17 protein-coding genes and 1 pseudogene are annotated in these 18,289 nt (G+C 56.7%); 9 read left to right on the plus strand and 9 right to left on the minus strand.

Annotated elements, in window-relative coordinates; genetic code table 11:
• Window positions 1-404 precede the first annotated feature (404 nt).
• Together PL640_RS19965 and PL640_RS19970 are read left to right on the plus strand one after the other, a co-directional pair.
• Window positions 405-923 carry a Dps family protein gene (locus tag PL640_RS19965; RefSeq protein ID WP_271363201.1) on the plus strand — a complete coding sequence of 173 codons (519 nt, stop codon included), beginning with the start codon at window positions 405-407 and terminating at the stop codon, window positions 921-923.
• Between the two features lie 19 nt (window positions 924-942).
• Window positions 943-1,923, plus strand: coding sequence for an alpha/beta fold hydrolase (locus PL640_RS19970; protein ID WP_271363202.1), 981 nt, complete (start codon window positions 943-945; stop codon window positions 1,921-1,923).
• Between the two features lie 276 nt (window positions 1,924-2,199).
• Here PL640_RS19970 and PL640_RS19975 read toward each other — a convergent pair whose 3' ends face one another.
• The 7 genes from PL640_RS19975 to PL640_RS20005 all read right to left on the minus strand — a co-directional run bounded on the left by PL640_RS19975 (window position 2,200) and on the right by PL640_RS20005 (window position 9,405).
• Window positions 2,200-2,616: an organic hydroperoxide resistance protein gene (locus PL640_RS19975; RefSeq protein ID WP_271363203.1), complete on the minus strand. Its 417-nt coding sequence runs from the start codon at window positions 2,614-2,616 to the stop codon at window positions 2,200-2,202.
• Between the two features lie 149 nt (window positions 2,617-2,765).
• On the minus strand, window positions 2,766-4,082 hold the full coding sequence (locus PL640_RS19980) for an ATP-binding protein (protein WP_271363204.1): 1,317 nt from the start codon (window positions 4,080-4,082) through the stop codon (window positions 2,766-2,768).
• On the minus strand, window positions 4,079-4,819 hold the full coding sequence (locus tag PL640_RS19985; protein WP_142842063.1) for a response regulator: 741 nt from the start codon (window positions 4,817-4,819) through the stop codon (window positions 4,079-4,081). The genes PL640_RS19980 and PL640_RS19985 overlap by 4 nt, the downstream gene beginning before the upstream one ends.
• A gap of 95 nt (window positions 4,820-4,914) precedes the next feature.
• Window positions 4,915-5,961 (minus strand): alpha/beta fold hydrolase, encoded by a 1,047-nt coding sequence (locus PL640_RS19990; protein ID WP_271363205.1) that lies wholly within the window; start codon window positions 5,959-5,961, stop codon window positions 4,915-4,917.
• Between the two features lie 201 nt (window positions 5,962-6,162).
• Window positions 6,163-6,921, minus strand: coding sequence for an alpha/beta hydrolase (locus PL640_RS19995; protein ID WP_271363206.1), 759 nt, complete (start codon window positions 6,919-6,921; stop codon window positions 6,163-6,165).
• 45 nt (window positions 6,922-6,966) lie between these two features.
• Complete coding sequence (locus tag PL640_RS20000; protein WP_271363207.1) at window positions 6,967-8,715, minus strand: cytochrome c biogenesis protein DipZ; 1,749 nt, start codon at window positions 8,713-8,715, stop codon at window positions 6,967-6,969.
• Window positions 8,716-8,895: 180 nt separating this feature from the next.
• A complete protein-coding gene (locus tag PL640_RS20005; RefSeq protein WP_271363208.1) occupies window positions 8,896-9,405 on the minus strand; it encodes a cytochrome P460 family protein in 510 nt (169 codons plus the stop codon).
• A gap of 375 nt (window positions 9,406-9,780) precedes the next feature.
• On the opposite strand from PL640_RS20005, the gene PL640_RS20010 reads away from it, so the two are divergent.
• The 5 genes and pseudogenes from PL640_RS20010 to PL640_RS20030 all read left to right on the plus strand — a co-directional run bounded on the left by PL640_RS20010 (window position 9,781) and on the right by PL640_RS20030 (window position 13,817).
• The gene (locus tag PL640_RS20010) at window positions 9,781-11,127 is read left to right on the plus strand and encodes an enoyl ACP reductase FabMG family protein (protein ID WP_271363209.1); all 1,347 of its coding nucleotides are present in this window, start codon (window positions 9,781-9,783) and stop codon (window positions 11,125-11,127) included.
• Between the two features lie 91 nt (window positions 11,128-11,218).
• A pseudogene (locus PL640_RS20015) lies at window positions 11,219-11,743 on the plus strand (type II toxin-antitoxin system HipA family toxin); the annotation flags it as partial.
• A gap of 271 nt (window positions 11,744-12,014) precedes the next feature.
• A complete protein-coding gene (locus tag PL640_RS20020; protein ID WP_405049198.1) occupies window positions 12,015-12,539 on the plus strand; it encodes a hypothetical protein in 525 nt (174 codons plus the stop codon).
• A gap of 26 nt (window positions 12,540-12,565) precedes the next feature.
• Entirely contained in the window at window positions 12,566-13,096 is a 531-nt protein-coding gene (locus PL640_RS20025; RefSeq protein ID WP_271363211.1) for a lipocalin family protein, read from the plus strand.
• Window positions 13,097-13,115: 19 nt separating this feature from the next.
• A complete protein-coding gene (locus tag PL640_RS20030; protein ID WP_271363212.1) occupies window positions 13,116-13,817 on the plus strand; it encodes an SDR family NAD(P)-dependent oxidoreductase in 702 nt (233 codons plus the stop codon).
• Window positions 13,818-13,838: 21 nt separating this feature from the next.
• Here PL640_RS20030 and PL640_RS20035 read toward each other — a convergent pair whose 3' ends face one another.
• On the minus strand, window positions 13,839-14,105 hold the full coding sequence (locus PL640_RS20035; protein ID WP_271363213.1) for a hypothetical protein: 267 nt from the start codon (window positions 14,103-14,105) through the stop codon (window positions 13,839-13,841).
• 114 nt (window positions 14,106-14,219) lie between these two features.
• Here PL640_RS20035 and PL640_RS20040 point away from each other — a divergent pair, with 114 nt between their 5' ends.
• Window positions 14,220-15,149, plus strand: coding sequence for a winged helix-turn-helix domain-containing protein (locus PL640_RS20040; protein ID WP_271363214.1), 930 nt, complete (start codon window positions 14,220-14,222; stop codon window positions 15,147-15,149).
• The gene (locus tag PL640_RS20045) at window positions 15,142-16,617 is read left to right on the plus strand and encodes a hypothetical protein (RefSeq protein WP_271363215.1); all 1,476 of its coding nucleotides are present in this window, start codon (window positions 15,142-15,144) and stop codon (window positions 16,615-16,617) included. The genes PL640_RS20040 and PL640_RS20045 overlap by 8 nt, the downstream gene beginning before the upstream one ends.
• Here the strand turns inward: PL640_RS20045 and PL640_RS20050 are convergent.
• The gene (locus PL640_RS20050) at window positions 16,614-16,853 is read right to left on the minus strand and encodes a hypothetical protein (RefSeq protein WP_271363216.1); all 240 of its coding nucleotides are present in this window, start codon (window positions 16,851-16,853) and stop codon (window positions 16,614-16,616) included. The genes PL640_RS20045 and PL640_RS20050 overlap by 4 nt on opposite strands.
• Window positions 16,854-18,289 lie beyond the last annotated feature (1,436 nt).

The raw sequence follows: 18,289 nt of genomic DNA on the forward strand, positions 1-18,289 counted from the left end.
TCCTTCGATTTGCAGATTGACGATTGTCGTGCCCGCTGACGCTAACGCAACTGCGGAAGAGTAAACATCATACTCAGGCATAGGTTGCCTGCTTGTTCGAGGTCGGAACGAAAAAGGCCGCCTCCTGCGGCGGGGGCGGCCTTGGCGGATCGGGAGGGGAGATCCGCGGCTCCGGGGAGGGGACACCGGAGTTCATGGCTTCTGCGAGCCAATCGCCCAAGGGCGGGGCGACAGGCCGAAACTATCCCGGGTCCGAACCTGCCGAAACTACACTTAGGTATCGGGTGGACTGTACCAGCAGCCGATTTCTCCAGAGCCATCCTTCTTTCTATCTTCGGTGCCGGTCAGACAGCCGCAACAGGACCGCTCAACAACGGGCGGTCGATTGCAGAAGGAGAACGATCATGGACACGACCACAATTGCCAGAAACCGCAAGCTTCCACTCGCAACGCCGACCGACCTCGGCGCTGAAGCGACCCGCGACATCGCCGCTGCTCTCGCCGCGCTTCTGGCGGATGTCTTCACGCTCTACATCAAGACCAAGAATTTCCACTGGCATGTTTCCGGTCCGCATTTCCGTGATTATCACACCCTGCTGGACGAACAGGGCGCCCAGATATTTGCGATGACCGACGACATTGCCGAAAGGGCGCGCAAGATTGGCGGCACGACCATTCGCTCCATCGGTCAAATTGGCCGCCTTCAGCGCCTCCTTGATAATGACGCAGACTTCGTCACGCCCGAGGATATGCTCGCCGAGCTGCGCGAGGACAACAAGCAGCTTACCGCCATCCTGCGGCAAACGCACAACCTCACCTCCGACCTCAACGACCACGCCACCACCAGCCTGATCGAAAACTGGATCGACGAGACCGAGCGCCGCACCTGGTTCCTGTTCGAAACCACCCGCCGCGCGCGGTGAAACCAGGCAGGAAACCCAAATGACCGACAATCCTATCGAGCTGGCAATTTCCAGACGGCAGGTTCTGCTGGCCGGTGCCGCGCTTTCCACCGCGATGGCCATGCCGTCGATCGCATTTTCAAAATCCATCCCATCCCGCAACGAAGGAGCATTTCCAATGACCGAATCATTCGTAAAGACCAAGGACGGCGTCGATATCTATTTCAAGGACTGGGGTCCGAAGGATGCCCAGCCGATCGTCTTCCATCACGGCTGGCCCTTGTCCTCCGACGACTGGGATGCGCAGATGCTGTTCTTTGCCCAGAACGGTTACCGCGTTGTGGCCCACGACCGTCGTGGCCACGGCCGTTCCCAGCAGGTGAGCGACGGCCACGATATGGATCACTATGCCGCCGATGCATCCGCCGTCGCCGAACATCTCGATCTCAGGAATGCGGTTCACATCGGCCACTCGACCGGTGGCGGTGAGGTTGCCCGTTACGTCGCCAAATTCGGTGAGCCGCAGGGCCGCGTTGCCAAGGCTGTTCTTGTCTCCGCAGTTCCCCCGCTGATGTTGAAGACGCCTTCCAATCCCGGCGGCCTGCCGATCGAAATCTTCGACAGCTTCCGCATGGGCGTTGCCGAAAACCGCGCCGAGTTCTTCCTCGACGTCCCGACCGGTCCCTTCTATGGTTTCAATCGGCCCGGTGCCAAAGTCTATCCCGGTGTCATCCAGAACTGGTGGCGTCAGGGCATGATGGGTAGCGCCAAGGCCCATTATGACGGCGTCAAGGCCTTTTCGGAAACCGATCAGACGGAAGACCTGAAGGCGATCACGGTGCCGACGCTCGTTCTCCACGGCGATGACGACCAGGTCGTGCCGATCGCAGATTCCGCCGAATTGTCTGTCAAACTTCTGAAGAATGGCACGCTGAAGGTATATAAGGGGTATCCGCATGGCATGCTGACGACCCATGCTGATGTCATCAATCCGGATTTGCTCGCCTTTGTGAAAAGCTGATCACCGCAAAAGGTCGCCGTCGGCCAAGGTTGATGGCGGCCAATCTCTCGTGCGAGGCTTGCCTGAATTGATCGGGGGATGGCAGGAAGAAGTGGAAACGCGAAAACGGCTGCGGTGGATGCCGAGCCGTTTTCTTGTGGTCACATCGTTGAAACCGCGCCCAGAAGTCCCGAAAGCGGCGAGGGCTCGTCAGATGTTGCATCATAGATGCACGGTGCTGCGAATATCGCCGCAAACACGATGGCTATGATAAACGCACGGGCGGAAACAACAGGCTTAAGCGAGCTTGAGCGTAACATCGATGTTCCCTCTCGTTGCCTTCGAATAAGGGCAGATCTGATGGGCGTCCTCGATGATCGCCTGCGCGACGGGGCGATCAATGCCGGGCAGGCTGATCGACAGGCGCGCCTGCAGAAAGAACTCGCCGCCCGTCGTGCCGAGGTCAACTTCCGCGTCGACGGCGGTGTCGGCTGGGAGCCGGAGCTGGTGTTTCGCCGCCGCCTTTGTCATGGCGCCGATGAAACATGCCGACCAGCCGGCCGCAAAAAGCTGTTCGGGATTTGTGCCCGGCTTTCCGCTGCCCGGAGGCGAGAGCTTGATGCCGAGCGCGCCGTCATCGCTTTGTGCCGATCCGTCACGTCCGCCGGTCGTACGGGTCTTGCCGGTATAAAGAACAGTCTCGATTCTGGTCATGGGAGGCTCCTTTCATTTGCCGCTGCTGCGGCGTTTCGTGATAGGAGCTTTTTGATGGATCAGCGTATCCGGCATGTTTCCGGAAACTGCGAAACTGTATCGAAACGTATCGGCGTTTCGTCACGGGTGATCGTCGGCCCGCATTCCTGTCAGGAAAAGGCCACTTCGGCCGCAAGCCCGCCGCCCTGCCTGTTATAGAGGCGAACCGAGCCGCCGATCGTTCCGGCGAGCTGCTGCGCGATCGCCAGTCCGAGACCCGTTCCGCCCGTGTCGCGGTTTCTCGATGTTTCAATCCGGAAGAAAGGCTGCATGGCATTTTGCAGCATTTCGTCGGGAATGCCGGGCCCACGATCAAGCACTGTGATAACCACCGTACCTTCGTCACGCCGGTCCACTTTAATTTCGGCACTGCCGCCGAATTTGAGGGCGTTATCTATGAAGTTCGTCAGGATTCTTCGCAATGCATGTGGCTTTGTCGACGCTGTGCCGCGCACCATGCCGGCAACCGAGACGGCTTTTCCGGTATCCTGGTAGTCGTAGGCGATGCTGTCGATAAAAGAGGCCAGATCGATACGGGATGATTTTTCGCCGTTGCCGTGAGCGCTGCGTGCGTAAGCGATGCCATCCTGCACCAGACGTTCGATTTCACGCAGGTCGCTGACCAGCTTTTCCTTTTCCGGCGTATCGTCAGCCATATCGGCCCGCAACCGCATCCGGGTGATGGGCGTCTGCAGGTCGTGCGAGATCGCCGCGAGAATTTGGACGCGCTCCTCGAGATATTGCGCGACGCGATCGCGCATGGCGTTGAACGCGCGGGCGGCGTGGGCAACCTCGCTTGGTCCGCTCTCACTCATCGGCAACCCCTTTTCCCCCGGTTCCAACGCTTCCGCTGCCGCGGCAAGCGTGCTGAGCGGTCTGGTCGTCTGTCGCACTGCAAACCACGTGCAGAGCAACAGAAGCGCCATCTGGGCGGCGAAGACATAAGGCAGCCAGTCCGCCAGGGGCATCACGCCGCGCGGCGTCACGTCGATTGTCAACGGTGACCCGTCCGATAGCGTCAAATGCGCCTGAAGCCGCTTGCCGTCACCGGGAATGGACTCGACCCTCACGGGAAAACGGTGTCCCGCCGCCTCTTCGATCCTCTGCGCAATTTCGGCATCGTGGCCGGACATGTCCGAGACACCGGGAAGCCCGGGTCCGAGGACGAGTTGATAACTGCTGCTGCTCAGGCGATGCACCCACTGCGCCCGCTCATTCGCAGGCAGGCGGTCGATGATGGCGATCGATACCGCCAGATCCTGCTCCAGAGTGCCGAGCATGACCGCCTTTGCCGACATGTATCGCTCGGCAAAGAGGATGCTGAACGACAGGCCGTAGGCGATGGCAAGGCCGGTAAAAAGGATGATGAAAAGTCTGGAGCGCAATGAACGCGGCCACCAGGCGGTGAACAGGCGCGGGCCGTTCATACCCTCGGCTCCGAGATTTCCACGGGCACCGCAAAGACATATCCTTCCGCCCGCACCGTCTTGATGTAGACGGGTTCACGCGCGTCATCCCCCAGCCGCTGGCGCACGCGGCTCACGAGAAGGTCGATCGACCGGTCGAAAAGCTCGGCATCGCGTCCCTGGGTCAGATTTAACAGCTGGTCACGGTTGAGGACGCGCTGGGGATGATCGATGAAAACCCTGAGAAGCCGATACTCAGCCCCGCTCAAGGCAACGGTCGTGCCCTCCCTGTCGAGCAGGTGGCGGCCCACGGTGTCGAGGCGCCAGTCACCAAAGGTCAGGAGCTGCCCGGCCTCGCTGATCTGCAGATTGGGAGGCAGCATCCGCGTGCGGCGCAGGATGGCCTTGATCCGGGCAAGAAGCTCGCGGGCAGCGAAGGGCTTCGAGAGATAGTCGTCGGCGCCCATTTCGAGCCCGATAATGCGATCCATCTCGTCATCGCGGGCGGTCAGCATCAGCACCGGCGTGGCTTTATGTTTCCCCGCCCGCAACTCCCGGCATAGAACCAGCCCGTCATCGCCCGGCATCATCACGTCGAGCACGATGAGATCGACGGTATTACCGTCAAGAAAACTTCTCATCTGCCGTCCATCGGCTGCCACGCTGGTACGCAGGCCGTTCTTCTTCAGGTAGCTGGAGACCAGTTCCCTGATTTCCCTGTCGTCATCCACGACGAGGATATGGTCGATATGTTCCATTGGATGCCTTCGTCGTCCGGACGGTTCGAGTGGCCCGCTACCGCGTCCCCTGTTGTCATGTGCAGTAAGACAACGGTTCGCGGGCGTCGGCAAGTTTAAAGCTTTGCGACGTCCAGAACAGCCCTGGCAAAAGCCTCGGGGGCTTCCTGCGGCAGGTTGTGGCCGATGCCGCCGCTGATATTGCGATGCTGATATTTGCCGGAAAACTTCGATGCGTAGGCGGAAGGGTCCGGATGCGGCGCGCCGTTGGCATCGCCTTCCAGCGTTATTGTCGGCACGGTGATGACGGGCAGTTTCGCAAGCTGGTGCTCGTAGTCATCGTATTTGGCTTCCCCGTCTGCCAGGGCAAGCCGCCAGCGGTAGTTATGGATGGTTATGGCCACATGGTCGGGATTGTCGAATGCGGGTGCAGAACGATTAAAGGTCTCGTCGCTGAATTTCCAGGTTGGAGATGCCGTCTGCCAGATCAGGCGCACGAAGTCGTGGGTGTTGGCGGCATAGCCTGCACGACCGCGTTCCGTCGCGAAATAGAACTGGTACCACCAGGAGAGTTCCGCCTTGGGCGGAAGCGGCTTCCTGTTGATCTCCTGGCTGCCGATAAGATAGCCGCTGACCGATACCAGCCCGGTGCAACGCTCGGGCCAGAGCGCCGCCATGATGTCGGCGGTGCGAGCGCCCCAGTCATAACCGGCAACGACCGCCTGCTTGACGCCGAGTGCGTCGAGGAAAGCGATCATGTCGACCGCAAGCGCCGCCTGCTGTCCGTTGCGTGCCGTGTCGTTCGAGAGAAAACGGGTCGTGCCATAACCGCGCAGATAGGGGATGAGTACCCGATATCCTGCCGATGCAAGAACGGGTGCGACATCGACATAGCTGTAGATATCGTAGGGCCATCCATGCAGCAGCAGCACGACCGGGCCGTCTGCAGGGCCGGCTTCTGCATAACCGACACTGAGTACACCTGCTTCAACCTGCTTCAGGGCACCAAAGGAGGTGGCTCCGTCGCGACCGGTTGATGGCTGAGGCGAAAGCGCTTCGCCCTTGGCATGAGCAAGGCCTGCTGCCCCGAATTCGACGGCGGCAACCGTCATTGCGGCAATGCCGAAGAAGCGCCGACGCTGGAAATTGATCTCGGAATTCATTGCTGTCTCTCCTGTCCATGTTGGATGTGGGCAGGTAACGCCGTGTGTGTATCCTCGATGTGTCCCAAGGCGGACGAATGTGAATGGTTTTGTAGCAGGGCGCATTCCGGATACAGACTGATACATTCGGTTCGCCCTCCGGAAGCAATCAGCCGCCCCGGTGTCCGGAGCGGCTGTGCTGAAGTTCGATGCAGGCGCCGATTATTTCGCGGATTGCCGGGCGGCCTGTTCGATGACGTCAGCGACTTTTTCGGGCTGGGAGGCGAAGACCGCGTGGCTTGCCGCAATCTCGGTCACCACACTGCCGGCGCGCTTGGCCATGTCACGTTCCAGATCGGGGTTGATCGACCGGTCCTGCGTTGCGACAATCGACCAGCTTTTCTTGGTTTTCCAGGCCGGTTCGCCGGCCTTAGCGGCAAAGGCGGCCTTGGCGGCGAAGACTTGACTTCTTGCCATGAAGGCGGCGTCCTCATGCGGCAGGTCGCCGGCGAAATCTTGTGCAAAGACGGCCGGATCGAGATAGAGGAACGCGCCATCCTTCGTCGGCTTGATGCCTGTGCCGGCGGGCGGTTTCGAGCCGGCGAGATCGAGAAGGCTCTCTCCTTTTTCGGGCTGGAAGGCGGCGACATAGACGAGCCCTGCGACATCCGGCCGGTTCCCCGCTTCGGAGATCACCATCCCGCTGTAGCTGTGCCCAACCAGCAAACTGGGGCCCTGTTGGAGATCGAGGACACGATTGGTGGCCGCCACGTCATCGGCAAGAGCGGTGATGGGCTCCTGCACGATCGTGACGTTGAAACCGCGACTTTGAAGGATGTCTGTCGCCCTGCGCCAGGCCGAACCATCGGCCAGCGCGCCATGGACTATGACGATATTCTTCACCTCTGCCGCCTGCGCGGCAAAAGCGATCAGTGCGGTTGCGACGGCAAGCGCGAATTTTGGCGCTAGACGATGGTGCATCATGTTTCTCCTTTGGTTTTGATGGGAAGGAACGGAAAATCCGGGTCAGCCGAACGTGAAGGCGTAGGCCTGTACGCCGGGGTCGAGGAAACGGATGGCGAAGGTTCGCGCTTCGACGGTGCCGGACTGGCGGACGAGCTGGTAAAGGCGGGTTGAGGTGACCGTGCCATTGCCCTCGGCATCCGTGTCGGTGCCATGGTCCGCACCCGGCGGATGCCCGTCGATGGTGACCTGGAAACGAACCGGTTTTCCGGCGGCGTCCGGCCCAAGGACCAGATGCAGGTCACGGGCGTTGAATCGATAGGTAATGCCGCCATCAGCCGCATCAAGTGCCGCCGCCTCCGCGCCAACGGTCCAACTGCCAGAGAGCCCCCATTCGTTGAGGGCCGGCGTGGTGACGGAATAGTCGCGCGGCATGTCTGTACGCATCGCCTCGTTCGAAGCGAAGTTTCGAGCCTGCCGGTAGCCTATATAGGTTTCGCCCGAGCGTATGTGCCCGATATCCGCACCGGCTTCGGCTCCTGTCGCCTGCGGGTTCACCGGTTCGGTGGCGGAGGCGCTGCTGCCGGCTTCGCGCAGCAGGTCCTGGATCGCTTCTTCGGTCTGCCGGTAATCGCCCTCGCCGAAATGGTGGTAGCGGATCTGGCCCTTGGCATCGATAAGGTAATGCGCCGGCCAATAGCTGTTATCGAAGGCGCGCCAGATCCTGTAATCATTGTCAATTGCCACCGGGTAGTCGATCCTGAAGCCGGCGACGGCCTGCCTGACATTGTCGATCTTCTTTTCGAAGGCGAATTCGGGGGCGTGAACGCCGATGACGACGAGGCCCTGATCCCGATATTTCTCCGCCCAGGCACGCACATAGGGAATAGTGCGGATGCAGTTGATGCATGAATAGGTCCAGAAGTCGACGAGGACCACCTTGCCATGCAATTGTTCGCGTGTGAGCGGCTGGGAGTTGAGCCACTCGACGGCACCATCAAGCGATGGCGCCTTGCCCTCAATCGGCAAACTCGACCGGGCCGGGGCAGCGCCATCGGCCGCCGCCGTCGCCACCTCAGGCGCTTTGGTGGTGTGGAGCCGATCGAGCACCTGCTGTTCGAAGGATGCCGTGCTCGCATAGGAAATCTGCGCCAGGAAACCCGTATCCAGCCCGAGGGCGATGACCGCGACGCCGGCAAGCACCGCCGCGCCGAGCACCTGCCGGATCCGCTCGCTGAAACCCAGTGATCGTTTCATGGCCGCAAACACCCTGCCTCCGACCAGTATGGCGACGGCAAGCGAGGTGACTGCGCCGGCGGCATAGGCGGCGAGCAGCAGGCTGGTTTCCAGATTGGCCCCCTTCAGGGCCGCGCCCGTCAGTACAAGCCCGAGGATCGGCCCGGCGCAGGGTGCCCATAACAGGCCGGTGGCGATGCCGAGCGTCAGGGAGCCCGCGACCGCCGGCATTGACCCGGGCTTGCCGGCAGCATTGGCGAGCCGGTTGCCCAGTTCGACGACCGGGCGGGTGATGATGCTGGCAGCATGGGGCGAGACGAGCGCGACACCGAAGACCGCAAGCAGCGCAAGCGCCCCGGACCGGCCATATTCATTGGCGCTGATTGCCCAGCTGCCGCCCACGGCGGCCAGTGTCGCAACGGCGCAGAAGGTTGCCGCCATTCCCGCAAGCAGGGGCAGCGTGCTGCGCAGGAACGGTTGCCCCGCCCGCGCGAAAACGAAGGGGAGAATAGGCAGGATACAGGGGCTGAGAATTGTCAGCGCCCCTCCGAGATAGGCAATGACCAGAAACGTCATCATCTTTTCCTTTCAGGCAGGAGTTCCGGCTTCGGGCGGCGGAGGCCACCCGGCGATGGCGTCAATTTCCGGGCCTCACGTATCCCTGATGTGTCGGGGCTTCGGTGAATTTGTAATCGAGTGTAAAAGCCGCCTCCGGCGCACGGCTGCGAAAGCGAACCCGAACAGCCCCGTCACGGGTTACGGCGCATATCGCGTGAAGACGAAATCGTGGTCCTTGACGTTGCCCTCGTGGCAGGCGAGGCAGGTCTCATGCTGCGCGGCATCCACCGGCTTGCCGTCAACAAACCGCCCGAAGCCCCAGCCGTGGCTGCCGGTATATTTTTTGGAGTCCTTCACCATCACCTGCACGGTGGTTGCCGCTCCCGGCACAGTGGCCGGCGGAAACTCCGTTGACTGCTGCCGCTTATAGGCAAGCTTCACCAGTATCGAGCCGTCGGGAAAGGGCAGGGTCTTGGTCCTGTAGGCCTTGACGGCGATATCGTTTGCCAGAACAACGCGAAGCTCGTCCAGCGGCGGCGCTTCCTGTGCGGGTGCGATGAACGTCCAGTCACGGTATCCTTCGGGGAGTGTAACGCCGTAGATGGGGGAAGCGTTTTCCGGCGGCGTTTCCGCCCGGCTTGAATAAACGCTGCCAAAGCCTGCTGCCGCAACCGAAAGGGCAACGGCGAAGAAAACCTGCTTTTCCATGAAAATCCTGCCTGATCCGAAAAAGATCAGGCAATGATCTGCGCCGCAGGTATCCGGCATGTTTCCAGAAACCTGCCTTTATGTATCAGATCGTAGCAGGGCATGTGCCATTCCATCCGTGGCGAGATCAGTTTTCCCTGCGAAGCGTTTATTCCCCGTGTCGCCGCTTGCGAAGCGAGCCCGCTTCGCTGTCGGCACGCTGATCGTCCGCCACCCCTGCATTCCCCTGAATTGCAGGCACAAAAGCGGCCAACTTCACGTTTTGAAATAATCGGTCACCGAAAATGAGTTTCCATTCTGTGCGTGTGCGGTCATGTGTTTGTGAAGTTCGTATGAGCCATTGTTCTACGACACACGAATCAAAGAGCTGACAGCATGGAAAACCCGTTTGCACTGAATCATCTTTCCGAGAACACGGTCTTCCGTAAGGGCGATGTTTTCGTCCTTTTCGGCGAACTGTTCGGCCGCGGATATGCCACCGGCCTGCTCGATGAAGCCAGACGGGCTGGAATGGAGATTGTCGGGATCACGGTCGGGCGGCGCGATGAGAACAACGTGCTGCGGCCGCTCAACGCCGAGGAACTGTCTTCGGCGGAGGCCCAGCTGGGCGGCAGGATCATCAACATCCCTCTCATGGCGGGTTTCGATCTGGATGCGCCCGAAGGCGGCCCCACGCCCACCGATCTCCTGGCAAATATGACGCTTGAGAGCTGGGAACACGACAAGCTAGACTGGGATTATCTCGGACAATGCCGCGATATCGCCACTGCGCGTTTTAAGGAATCGCTTTCAAAAATCATGGCCGTTCTCGATGGCATGATCGCCGCTGGCCGCAATGTTTTCTTCGCCCACACAATGGCCGGGGGCATCCCGAAGGCGAAGGTATTCCTGGTCGTCGCCAATCGCATCTACAAGGGAACAGGAACCCGCCACATGTCGTCGCAGACCCTGCTCGACAGTGATCTGGGAAAACTCATCCTGCAGAATTTTGACGAGGTCTCCGCAAACACCTTCCGCCATCTCATTGATTTCAGCGCGGCGATCCGCGAGCGCGTCGAAGCTTCGGGCGGACAGGTGCGATACACGGCCTATGGTTACCACGGATCAGCCGTCCTCATTGATGGAAGCTACCGTTGGCAGACCTACACCAACTACACGCAGGGTTATGCCAAGATGCGGCTCGAAGGCATTGCAGAGGAAGCCTGGGCGAGAGGCATCAAGGCAACTGTCTATAATTGCCCCGAAATCCGCACCAATTCGTCCGATGTGTTCACGGGTATCGAGCTGCCCCTTATTCCGCTGCTGCTTGCATTGAAGAAAGAAAACGGCGGCCAATGGGCAGACGAACAGTGGCAGGCCTGCGAGCAGTTGCTGGCCGATGGCTTAACCATGGGAGACGTCTTCGGCAAGATCGCCGCCATGCAGGCCAGCGAGGTCATGCGTCCGTTCTATGATTTTTCGGCCTGGCCCATGGCAAACAGCCAGGCACAGGCTGATTTGACCATCGGCACCTCCAATGAGATCACCCAGATGCATCGCGACAGAAAGGTGATGATCAGCGACCTCCTGAGCGGCCTTGTGGTGAAGGCAACCGGACAGTTGATTTTCGGCGAAGCGTCCGAACCCTCCGGTCCTGTCCTGTGGCTCAACCACGATATCGTGGCTCGCCGACTGAACGCTTCCCACGCGCATTCGAAGTCTGCCGCGCCGCTTGTCGCGTAGGGAATGGAAACCGCACACCTTGAAGTGATGTGAAGGCTTCCAGGCATCGCTTGGAAACTCGGTGGTTTAGCCATGCAGCGATGAACGACTTTTTGCGACGAAACGTTTTGACAGGACACCCGCCGGCAGGCTCCACATGCACACGGCAAGCGGCCTGCTGAACGCCAGTCATCGGGGGGCCACCCTGAATTATGAGCAACTGCACAAGCTTACGCATATGATGACCCGCGACGCTGCGGAAGTCCTCAAGATGTTCCGAAACATGGTGTTCAATGTCTATGCCAGAAACCGCGACGACCATGCGAAGAACCACGCATTCCTTATGGACGGGAATGGTCGTTGGTCTCTGGCACCCGCATACGATCTTACTTTTTCGTCCGGACCAGGCGGAGAGCACAGCACGGCTATAGCCGGGGAAGGCAGAAACCCCGGCATGTCTCACCTTCTGGCGGTTTCCAGAGGAGCCTCGATTTCAGATCAGGATGCCCGCGAAGTTATCGGCCAGGTTCGAGCGGCCGTAGACCGCTGGCCGCAGTTTGCTGGAGAAGCTCGGCTTTCCAGATCCCGCACTGCTGAACTCGACAAATTCCTGAATGGTAATCGGCCTGCTTACTGAGGGAGGTCAATCTGTTCCACGGCGGAGAGGGTTGGAGGATCGGTGCAGACCACGACCGTATCCGTCGCCCGTCACTTGGCCAGAAAACGAGAATGAGGGATGGACGAGTGCTACATCCGGTTTGCGCGTCAATTTACGGAATCGTCATGGCACTTTCACCTCGCGAGTGAAACCAAACCAATCTCTGCTTCGTATCTAGGCCAGCGGCCTGCTTGGCGCTAACGGAGAAAACGGTCTGATGGAGCTTGGAAGGGACGATAAGCGGACGGGCTTGGCCGTAACCGATGACCTGACGAAGGCGACGCTGACCGTTGCCTGGGTCATCATCCTCAATAAGCCGTTTTATCCGCTTTATGTGTGGTATCTGGTCGATGCCGGTGCTGCTGTGGCATCGCTCGTTACCCTGCTATCGGTGCCGTTTTTCCTTGTTATCCCGTTTCTGGCAAAGAAATCCCATCTGGCCGCGCGCCTGGCGCTTCCTCTTGTGGGAACGCTCGATACCCTGTTTGAAACGGCGATATTCGGCCACGCGTCCGGCACGGAATTCTTCTTTGCTGCCTGCATCATGCTGGCGGCCATCTCGTTCCGTGTGGACGAGAAACTCTGGCAATATGCGACGGCAATTCTTGTCTTTATCGCCTTCTTCTGCTCGCGCACATTTCTGGGCGCGGCGCTGCAATCCTGGTCGGCAGATGATCTTGCAACGCTTCTCAATCTGAATGCGTTCTCCGCCGCAAGCCTCATGGCCTTTATCGCGCTTCGATATGCCGGCATGGCGCGGCGAACTGAAACCTGAACCCGTTTGATCGACAGGAGGAGTTTATGCAGAAACATCGCAAGCGCATCATGGGTGCGCTGACATTCTCGCTGTTTTTATTCGCGGGCTCGCTCGCCGCGGCTGCCCCCAAGCCCGTTGCTGTTGATGCCGATCACTATCGTGGCACATGGCTGGAAATAGGCCGCATGCCTATGCTTCTGACGGACGGATGCGTCGCCGGCTATTCCACCTACCGGCAGGGTAAGTCGGCCGATGAAGTGCTGGTAGAAGACGGTTGCCGCGAAGGCACGCCGCAGGGCAAGTTGAAGACCATCAACGGTGTTGGAAAGATCGAGGACTTCGCGTCTACCAAGGCGAAGATGAGGGTCCGTTACCCGCTTTTGATCACGTTCAATTACTGGGTGCTCTATAAATCTCCTGACAAGTCCTGGTTCATCAGCGCCAACCCATCCACAGAAGATGTCTGGGTTTATGCTCGCAGCATCCCCTCCAAGGCGAAGCTCAACAGGATGATGATGAAAGTGCGTGAGCTGGGCTACGATGTCAAAAAGCTTGAGTTTCCGGCCCAGAGATAACCGCTGACGGAGCGCATTCATGACAGCCTCGCTTGAAAGCGGCTATAGAGCCATCGTTATCGGTGCGTCCGGCGGTATTGGCGCAGCACTGCTTGCGCGCCTCAAGGCCGATCCCCGATGTGCGCTCGCCCTGCCTCTGTCTCGCAGCCGCGACGGTCTCGACATCACCGACGAGACGGCGGTCCGTGAAGCCGCTGCCCGTCTGGAGGACCAGCGCGGTTCATTCGATCTGATCTTCAACGCAACGGGTGCTTTGGTGGTCGATGGTGCCGGTCCGGAAAAGTCGATACGCGCAATCGACGCCGGTCACATGGCGAAACAATTTGCAGTCAATGCCATAGGGCCTGCACTGCTTCTGAAATATTTCACGCCGCTTTTGCAACGGGAGAGGCGAAGCGTCTTTGCATCCCTGTCGGCGCGTGTTGGCTCGATTGGCGATAACCGGCTGGGCGGGTGGATTTCCTATCGCGCCGCGAAGGCCGCTCAAAATCAGATCATTCGAACCGCGGCGATAGAAATTGCCCGCACCAACGACCAAGCCATCATCGTCGCGCTGCATCCCGGAACAGTCGATACGGACATGTCCCAGCCGTTTTCGAAGGGCAGAGACCGGTTCACCCCGGATCAATCGGCTGTGCGCCTATTGGAAACGATCGACGGGCTAGACGAGAGCCAGACAGGTCAATTTTTTGCCTATGATGGCTCAGCGATCGAATGGTGAGTTCTGGCTTGCGTTGAGATCTCAAACTCTGTTCCCAGTATTTTCCATCTTGTTTCGCTGATGATGCCCAACTGCACTCCAGTAAAAAAGAAAACCTCCGGCGGGGAGGGTTTCAGTGGTGCCAATCCGGGTAAGCCTTGCCGTCATCGACATGTCGACGCGCCATCCCAGCCAGTCACTGATCAAGGCTACTGGTTTGATGAAAAGCGGGGTGCGGTCTTTTGCCTTATCGATGCGAGCCGGTTGTCCTTTATCGTTGCTAGTGGCTGCACTAGCCTCAATAATCATTATTTAATATTTCGGAATCCCGTTGATGGTTTATCTATTAGGTTGACTTCCAATCGAGTCGTCTTAGAATGGTTAAAATAAAAAATATTCAACCAATAGACGTGAGGGCGGGTGGTGAGTTCCTATCTGCAAATTGCAGAAGAGGTCTTGCGATTGGCTCGTCGCCCTTTGTCCGCGCGCGCCATTCTAAAACAAGCGTATTCCATCGAAATCGCGCCCTATCACTTGTATGGAAAAACCCAGCATAAGACACTTCAAGCGCGATTGAGCGAAGACATTCTCCAGCGTCGCGAGCACAGTATTTTCTTTCGAACAAAGCCGGGGCAATTCTTCCTGCGGGAGTTCTTGACGGACACATCAATCCCTGCTGAGTATCGACAGCCAATAGTCGCGCGAAGGCGCACACGCGATCTGTTTCTCGGACCAGCGCTCTCTGTAAGTTATAGGTACGCTGCAAGGCTGCTCCAATCCGGTCAGTTCGCCGAAGCTGATCTGGTCGAAAAGATAGCTAATTCCGGGTGCTACCGATACATCGATCCCAAAAAGAAAGACGATGACGATGTGCTGCTTTGGGCTGTGTCGGCTTTGACTCGTCCAGGGAAGATGCTCTCTTATCGAGCAGGGAGATATAGGGATGACCGTGATCATTTTGTCCACAAGAGGTCAATAGCGTTTTCAACCTTGGTTTCGGAGGAAAACCACACTTTGTTTGACACGCAAAGTCTTGGCGTTCTGGATAGCGCTTTGTTTGCGGCTGCAGTTGACCTAGATATTCCGTTGCCAGAAGCATTTTCAGCGGGGGCGACCTTCGACCATTTTATTCGCTTTTTCGCATGGCAACCTGAAGCGGAAATGAACAACAGCTTGCTTGCGTTTGTGGAGGTTCGTGCTCCTGATTGGTTTGAGCCGACAGCGTCACGACTATCCCTGAACGATCTTTGTTGGTTGGACATGAGCTCGCCCCCAAACAATTGGGATGATTTCGATCCGCCATCGCAAACCATCCTGTCGTATTACTTCCCGAGAGCCGAAATGCATGGCTGATCGCCGCAGGAGAATGCTAAATTCTTTCCAAGCAGGCTACCTAAAATCCGAGATTGAGAGCGGATCTATCATAAAGAGCAAACAGGCTCTTCAGAAGCTTTGCAAAATGTGTAGGGCGGGTGTTGCGCTCCAGCAGGACGATCGCATCAGTATGGAGATCGCAATTCTTGGCGTTCTTAGTTCGGCTGCTTCTGACGAAAAGATTAGGCGATGGGCGTTATCCGCATTGACATATGTGGGGCGCAAGGAGGTCAGCCGTAACGCTGTTCTTAGAGCGATTTCTGATTATCCTGATGAGCCGCAGGTGTTGGCAGCAGCCATAGCGACTTTGTTTAAATTTGACGGTAGCGCGGCCCAACGGATTATTTCGCATCATGGAGCATGCACGGCTGAAATGATCGCGTTATCTGCATTACAGACCACTGATCCTAAGCAACTGGATCTGTCGCATCTCAAGGTCAATATTGAAACTGCGGAACCTGTCCCACTGAAGTTGGCATTGGTTCTCGTTGGCCTGGACCGATCACCAGAGAATATATTTGATCCACGGCATTCGAATGCTGAGATAGTAAGGGTACTAGGTACACACCATGAGCCGATCGTTTCGCAATACTCGGTATGGGCGGCTGCGGAAAACCCCTATTTAGGCGCAGCAAATATCGGAATTGACCTCAGAGATCTTGATGGGCATGAGCCGAACATTCGTTCCTATGTTTATCGGCTGTTTGCGGAGGAGAATGTCCTCTCGTCCCAACGTCATGAGATAATTGTTCAGGGTAGTAAGGATAGCGATAACGAGGCCCGATTGGGTCTAGCGATTGGATTGCGAGATAGCTTCTATGACGGGTTGGAGGGTGTAACCGTGGACTGGTTCCATGAGGAGGATGATCACGATATAGGCGCGTATGTCTTGGACCACATTATTGCGCAAGCGGAGAAAGTCCCTACCTACGAAAGGATCGCACACGAACATTATGAATTTGCTGCGGGTGATCTCAAGAAAAGGTTTCGCATGGAGGCTTCTGCGGCTGGGACGAAAATTTACAGTGATTTCAAACGCAAGTCGATTGAGCAAGAGGCCGGGTTTTTCGGCCTTATAGGAGGTAGTGTGACTAACAATAATAGCTTCATCAATAACGGTACTATGCAGGGGGCTATTTCCCAGTCTGGACAGGCTGTGAACCATGGCCAAATGCAAGCAGCGTTGACTCAAGGTCAAATTCAGGAGGCTTGGAAGCTTCTTGATGGGATTGTAACGGAAATCGATTCTGTGCCGCTCTCAGATGAGATAAAGGGTGAGGTTCGACAAGCGGTTGGCCATGCTAAGGGGCAGACAGATAAAGAGACACTAAGCACCGTTGTTGGTGTTCTCGAGAAGGCAGAGAATGGGCTGAAGGCTGTGAGCGGTATGGCCGACCATGCAATCAAAGTAGGCACACTTATTCTCGGCCTGTCGGCGTTTCTCTAATCATCGCTGTTAGCAAATTTTATGTCGATCAGGGCGAAGTCTCGTTCTTCGCCTTTCGCAACGTCGATTGCCTTCATAAACCATTGTTCGTCCGGATGCCAATCCGTTTTGCCATACCAAATTTTGATCGGCAAGGCTGTTCTAACGGAGGTTTCCCCGCGCCAGTTTTTATATACAAACTGAAGCTCTTTCACCGGATCGCCTAACGTTGTGCTATTGAGGACATTGACCGTCATACGAAATCCATTGTCAGTTTGGTGTGGCGAAAGTTCGGTCTTCGCTGCAAATGGCAGAGCCGCGATTCCGCAGGCTCTTCTTTGTTAAGTGTGCCAAGCTTTGGTTACCAAAAAATAAATCATAATTTTATCTAATAATTTCAGACACCTAATTAAATAGGCCAATCGCTTTTTCTTTGGAATTTTCAAACAGGCCAGTTTCGTAGTTTATTTTCGTTTGTTTGATTTCGGATTCCTTAGCCCGGAGAAATTTCTACACGCGTATTTCTTGAGGGCCTAATTCGACTTTGTAGTGCTAAAGGTTTGACAATTGTGTCCCTCTTGCCATCCTGAAAAGCCCCGCTTTTAAGGCTTTTGAACGATGGTGAGCACTTTCTGCTGAGCCATCATTCGAAGTGCGCTTAAGGAAGCAGAACTGTGTTCTGTTAATGGCAACCTCCGGTGAATTGTTTAAATTTTATTCCCGACAGAGTATTTCTGGGGTTAAAGTATAATTTTTCTCAACAAGTTACCCTCAATTTTCTTTTTCTGCATTATGCTTGAGCCGGATTTTTAGTTCCCCATTCATCCCCGCCCCGTTTGCCTGCTCTATACTACAACTGTTCCGCGATGAACCGGTAGACATTCCGGTTTTGAAGCAGAACCAGCGCCAAGTGTGAGAGAGGACGTCACTCTCATATTTCGGGGTCTGGCAGGGATTGGCCTCTGGCAATGACCGGAGGAGAGATAGAATTTGGTGTGTGGTGGGCCGTTCTATTTCTCCAAAATGCATTGCCGATTGTCAGACTTTGACAGGCATAAACCGCTGATGCGGGGCACTGATAAGTGTCTTTTCTTCCCCTACGCGGCAATTTTCAGTGCCCCGTTGAAATGCCCATCGAGCTGCAAGGCAGATGGAAAAAAGAGATGAAGCTCATAACACGGTTGCAACTGCGTCGCGTGATAGGAAAGGTATGTTCTATGGGTCTCTACGAGGATTACGTCCTTGCTGCTCGGGCAGATACTGCCCTGATGCGAAAAAGACTGGCGCGATCTGTTTATGCCAGGGCAAAGCTTCGAAACAGGCAGCTCAAGAAGCAGTATTTACGCAACCATAAGGAGAATACGGATTTTGCGATAGAGCCAAAGAGGGGAGTCTGCTTGCGACCCGGACGATTTCCGTAAACATATATTTATATAATAACCGACGCAGAAACATATAAAATATATGTTGCGATGGGTTATGTATTTGTGATGATAATGGGTTAGAATCCATCGGAAAAGCTGACTTTTACGACCTGCAATTTGCGGATTGCGGGGCAATTACGCGTAAATATATGATTTTTATGTTGAGATAGCCGACCCAACAGGAGAATTGTTATGTGCGGAAACTATATGAATGAGGTGGATTTGATTGGGATGGAATTCAGATTTGAGCGATGACCGATCATAATAAC

Source organism: Agrobacterium sp. ST15.16.024 (assembly GCF_027956545.1).
Taxonomy (GTDB): Bacteria; Pseudomonadota; Alphaproteobacteria; order Rhizobiales; family Rhizobiaceae; genus Agrobacterium; species Agrobacterium cucumeris.

What these genes read in the sequence shown, in the direction of transcription:
- PL640_RS20050 (WP_271363216.1), bottom strand. Translation starts at nt 16,853, where the DNA reads ATGACGGTCAATGTCCTCAATAGCACAACGTTAGGCGATCCGGTGAAA.
- PL640_RS19980 (WP_271363204.1), bottom strand. Translation starts at nt 4,082, where the DNA reads ATGAACGGCCCGCGCCTGTTCACCGCCTGGTGGCCGCGTTCATTGCGC.
- PL640_RS19985 (WP_142842063.1), bottom strand. Translation starts at nt 4,819, where the DNA reads ATGGAACATATCGACCATATCCTCGTCGTGGATGACGACAGGGAAATC.
- PL640_RS20035 (WP_271363213.1), bottom strand. Translation starts at nt 14,105, where the DNA reads ATGATTATTGAGGCTAGTGCAGCCACTAGCAACGATAAAGGACAACCG.
- PL640_RS19965 (WP_271363201.1), top strand. Translation starts at nt 405, where the DNA reads ATGGACACGACCACAATTGCCAGAAACCGCAAGCTTCCACTCGCAACG.
- PL640_RS20010 (WP_271363209.1), top strand. Translation starts at nt 9,781, where the DNA reads ATGGAAAACCCGTTTGCACTGAATCATCTTTCCGAGAACACGGTCTTC.
- PL640_RS20030 (WP_271363212.1), top strand. Translation starts at nt 13,116, where the DNA reads ATGACAGCCTCGCTTGAAAGCGGCTATAGAGCCATCGTTATCGGTGCG.
- PL640_RS19975 (WP_271363203.1), bottom strand. Translation starts at nt 2,616, where the DNA reads ATGACCAGAATCGAGACTGTTCTTTATACCGGCAAGACCCGTACGACC.
- PL640_RS20025 (WP_271363211.1), top strand. Translation starts at nt 12,566, where the DNA reads ATGCAGAAACATCGCAAGCGCATCATGGGTGCGCTGACATTCTCGCTG.
- PL640_RS19970 (WP_271363202.1), top strand. Translation starts at nt 943, where the DNA reads ATGACCGACAATCCTATCGAGCTGGCAATTTCCAGACGGCAGGTTCTG.
- PL640_RS20005 (WP_271363208.1), bottom strand. Translation starts at nt 9,405, where the DNA reads ATGGAAAAGCAGGTTTTCTTCGCCGTTGCCCTTTCGGTTGCGGCAGCA.
- PL640_RS19990 (WP_271363205.1), bottom strand. Translation starts at nt 5,961, where the DNA reads ATGAATTCCGAGATCAATTTCCAGCGTCGGCGCTTCTTCGGCATTGCC.
- PL640_RS20000 (WP_271363207.1), bottom strand. Translation starts at nt 8,715, where the DNA reads ATGACGTTTCTGGTCATTGCCTATCTCGGAGGGGCGCTGACAATTCTC.
- PL640_RS20045 (WP_271363215.1), top strand. Translation starts at nt 15,142, where the DNA reads ATGGCTGATCGCCGCAGGAGAATGCTAAATTCTTTCCAAGCAGGCTAC.
- PL640_RS19995 (WP_271363206.1), bottom strand. Translation starts at nt 6,921, where the DNA reads ATGCACCATCGTCTAGCGCCAAAATTCGCGCTTGCCGTCGCAACCGCA.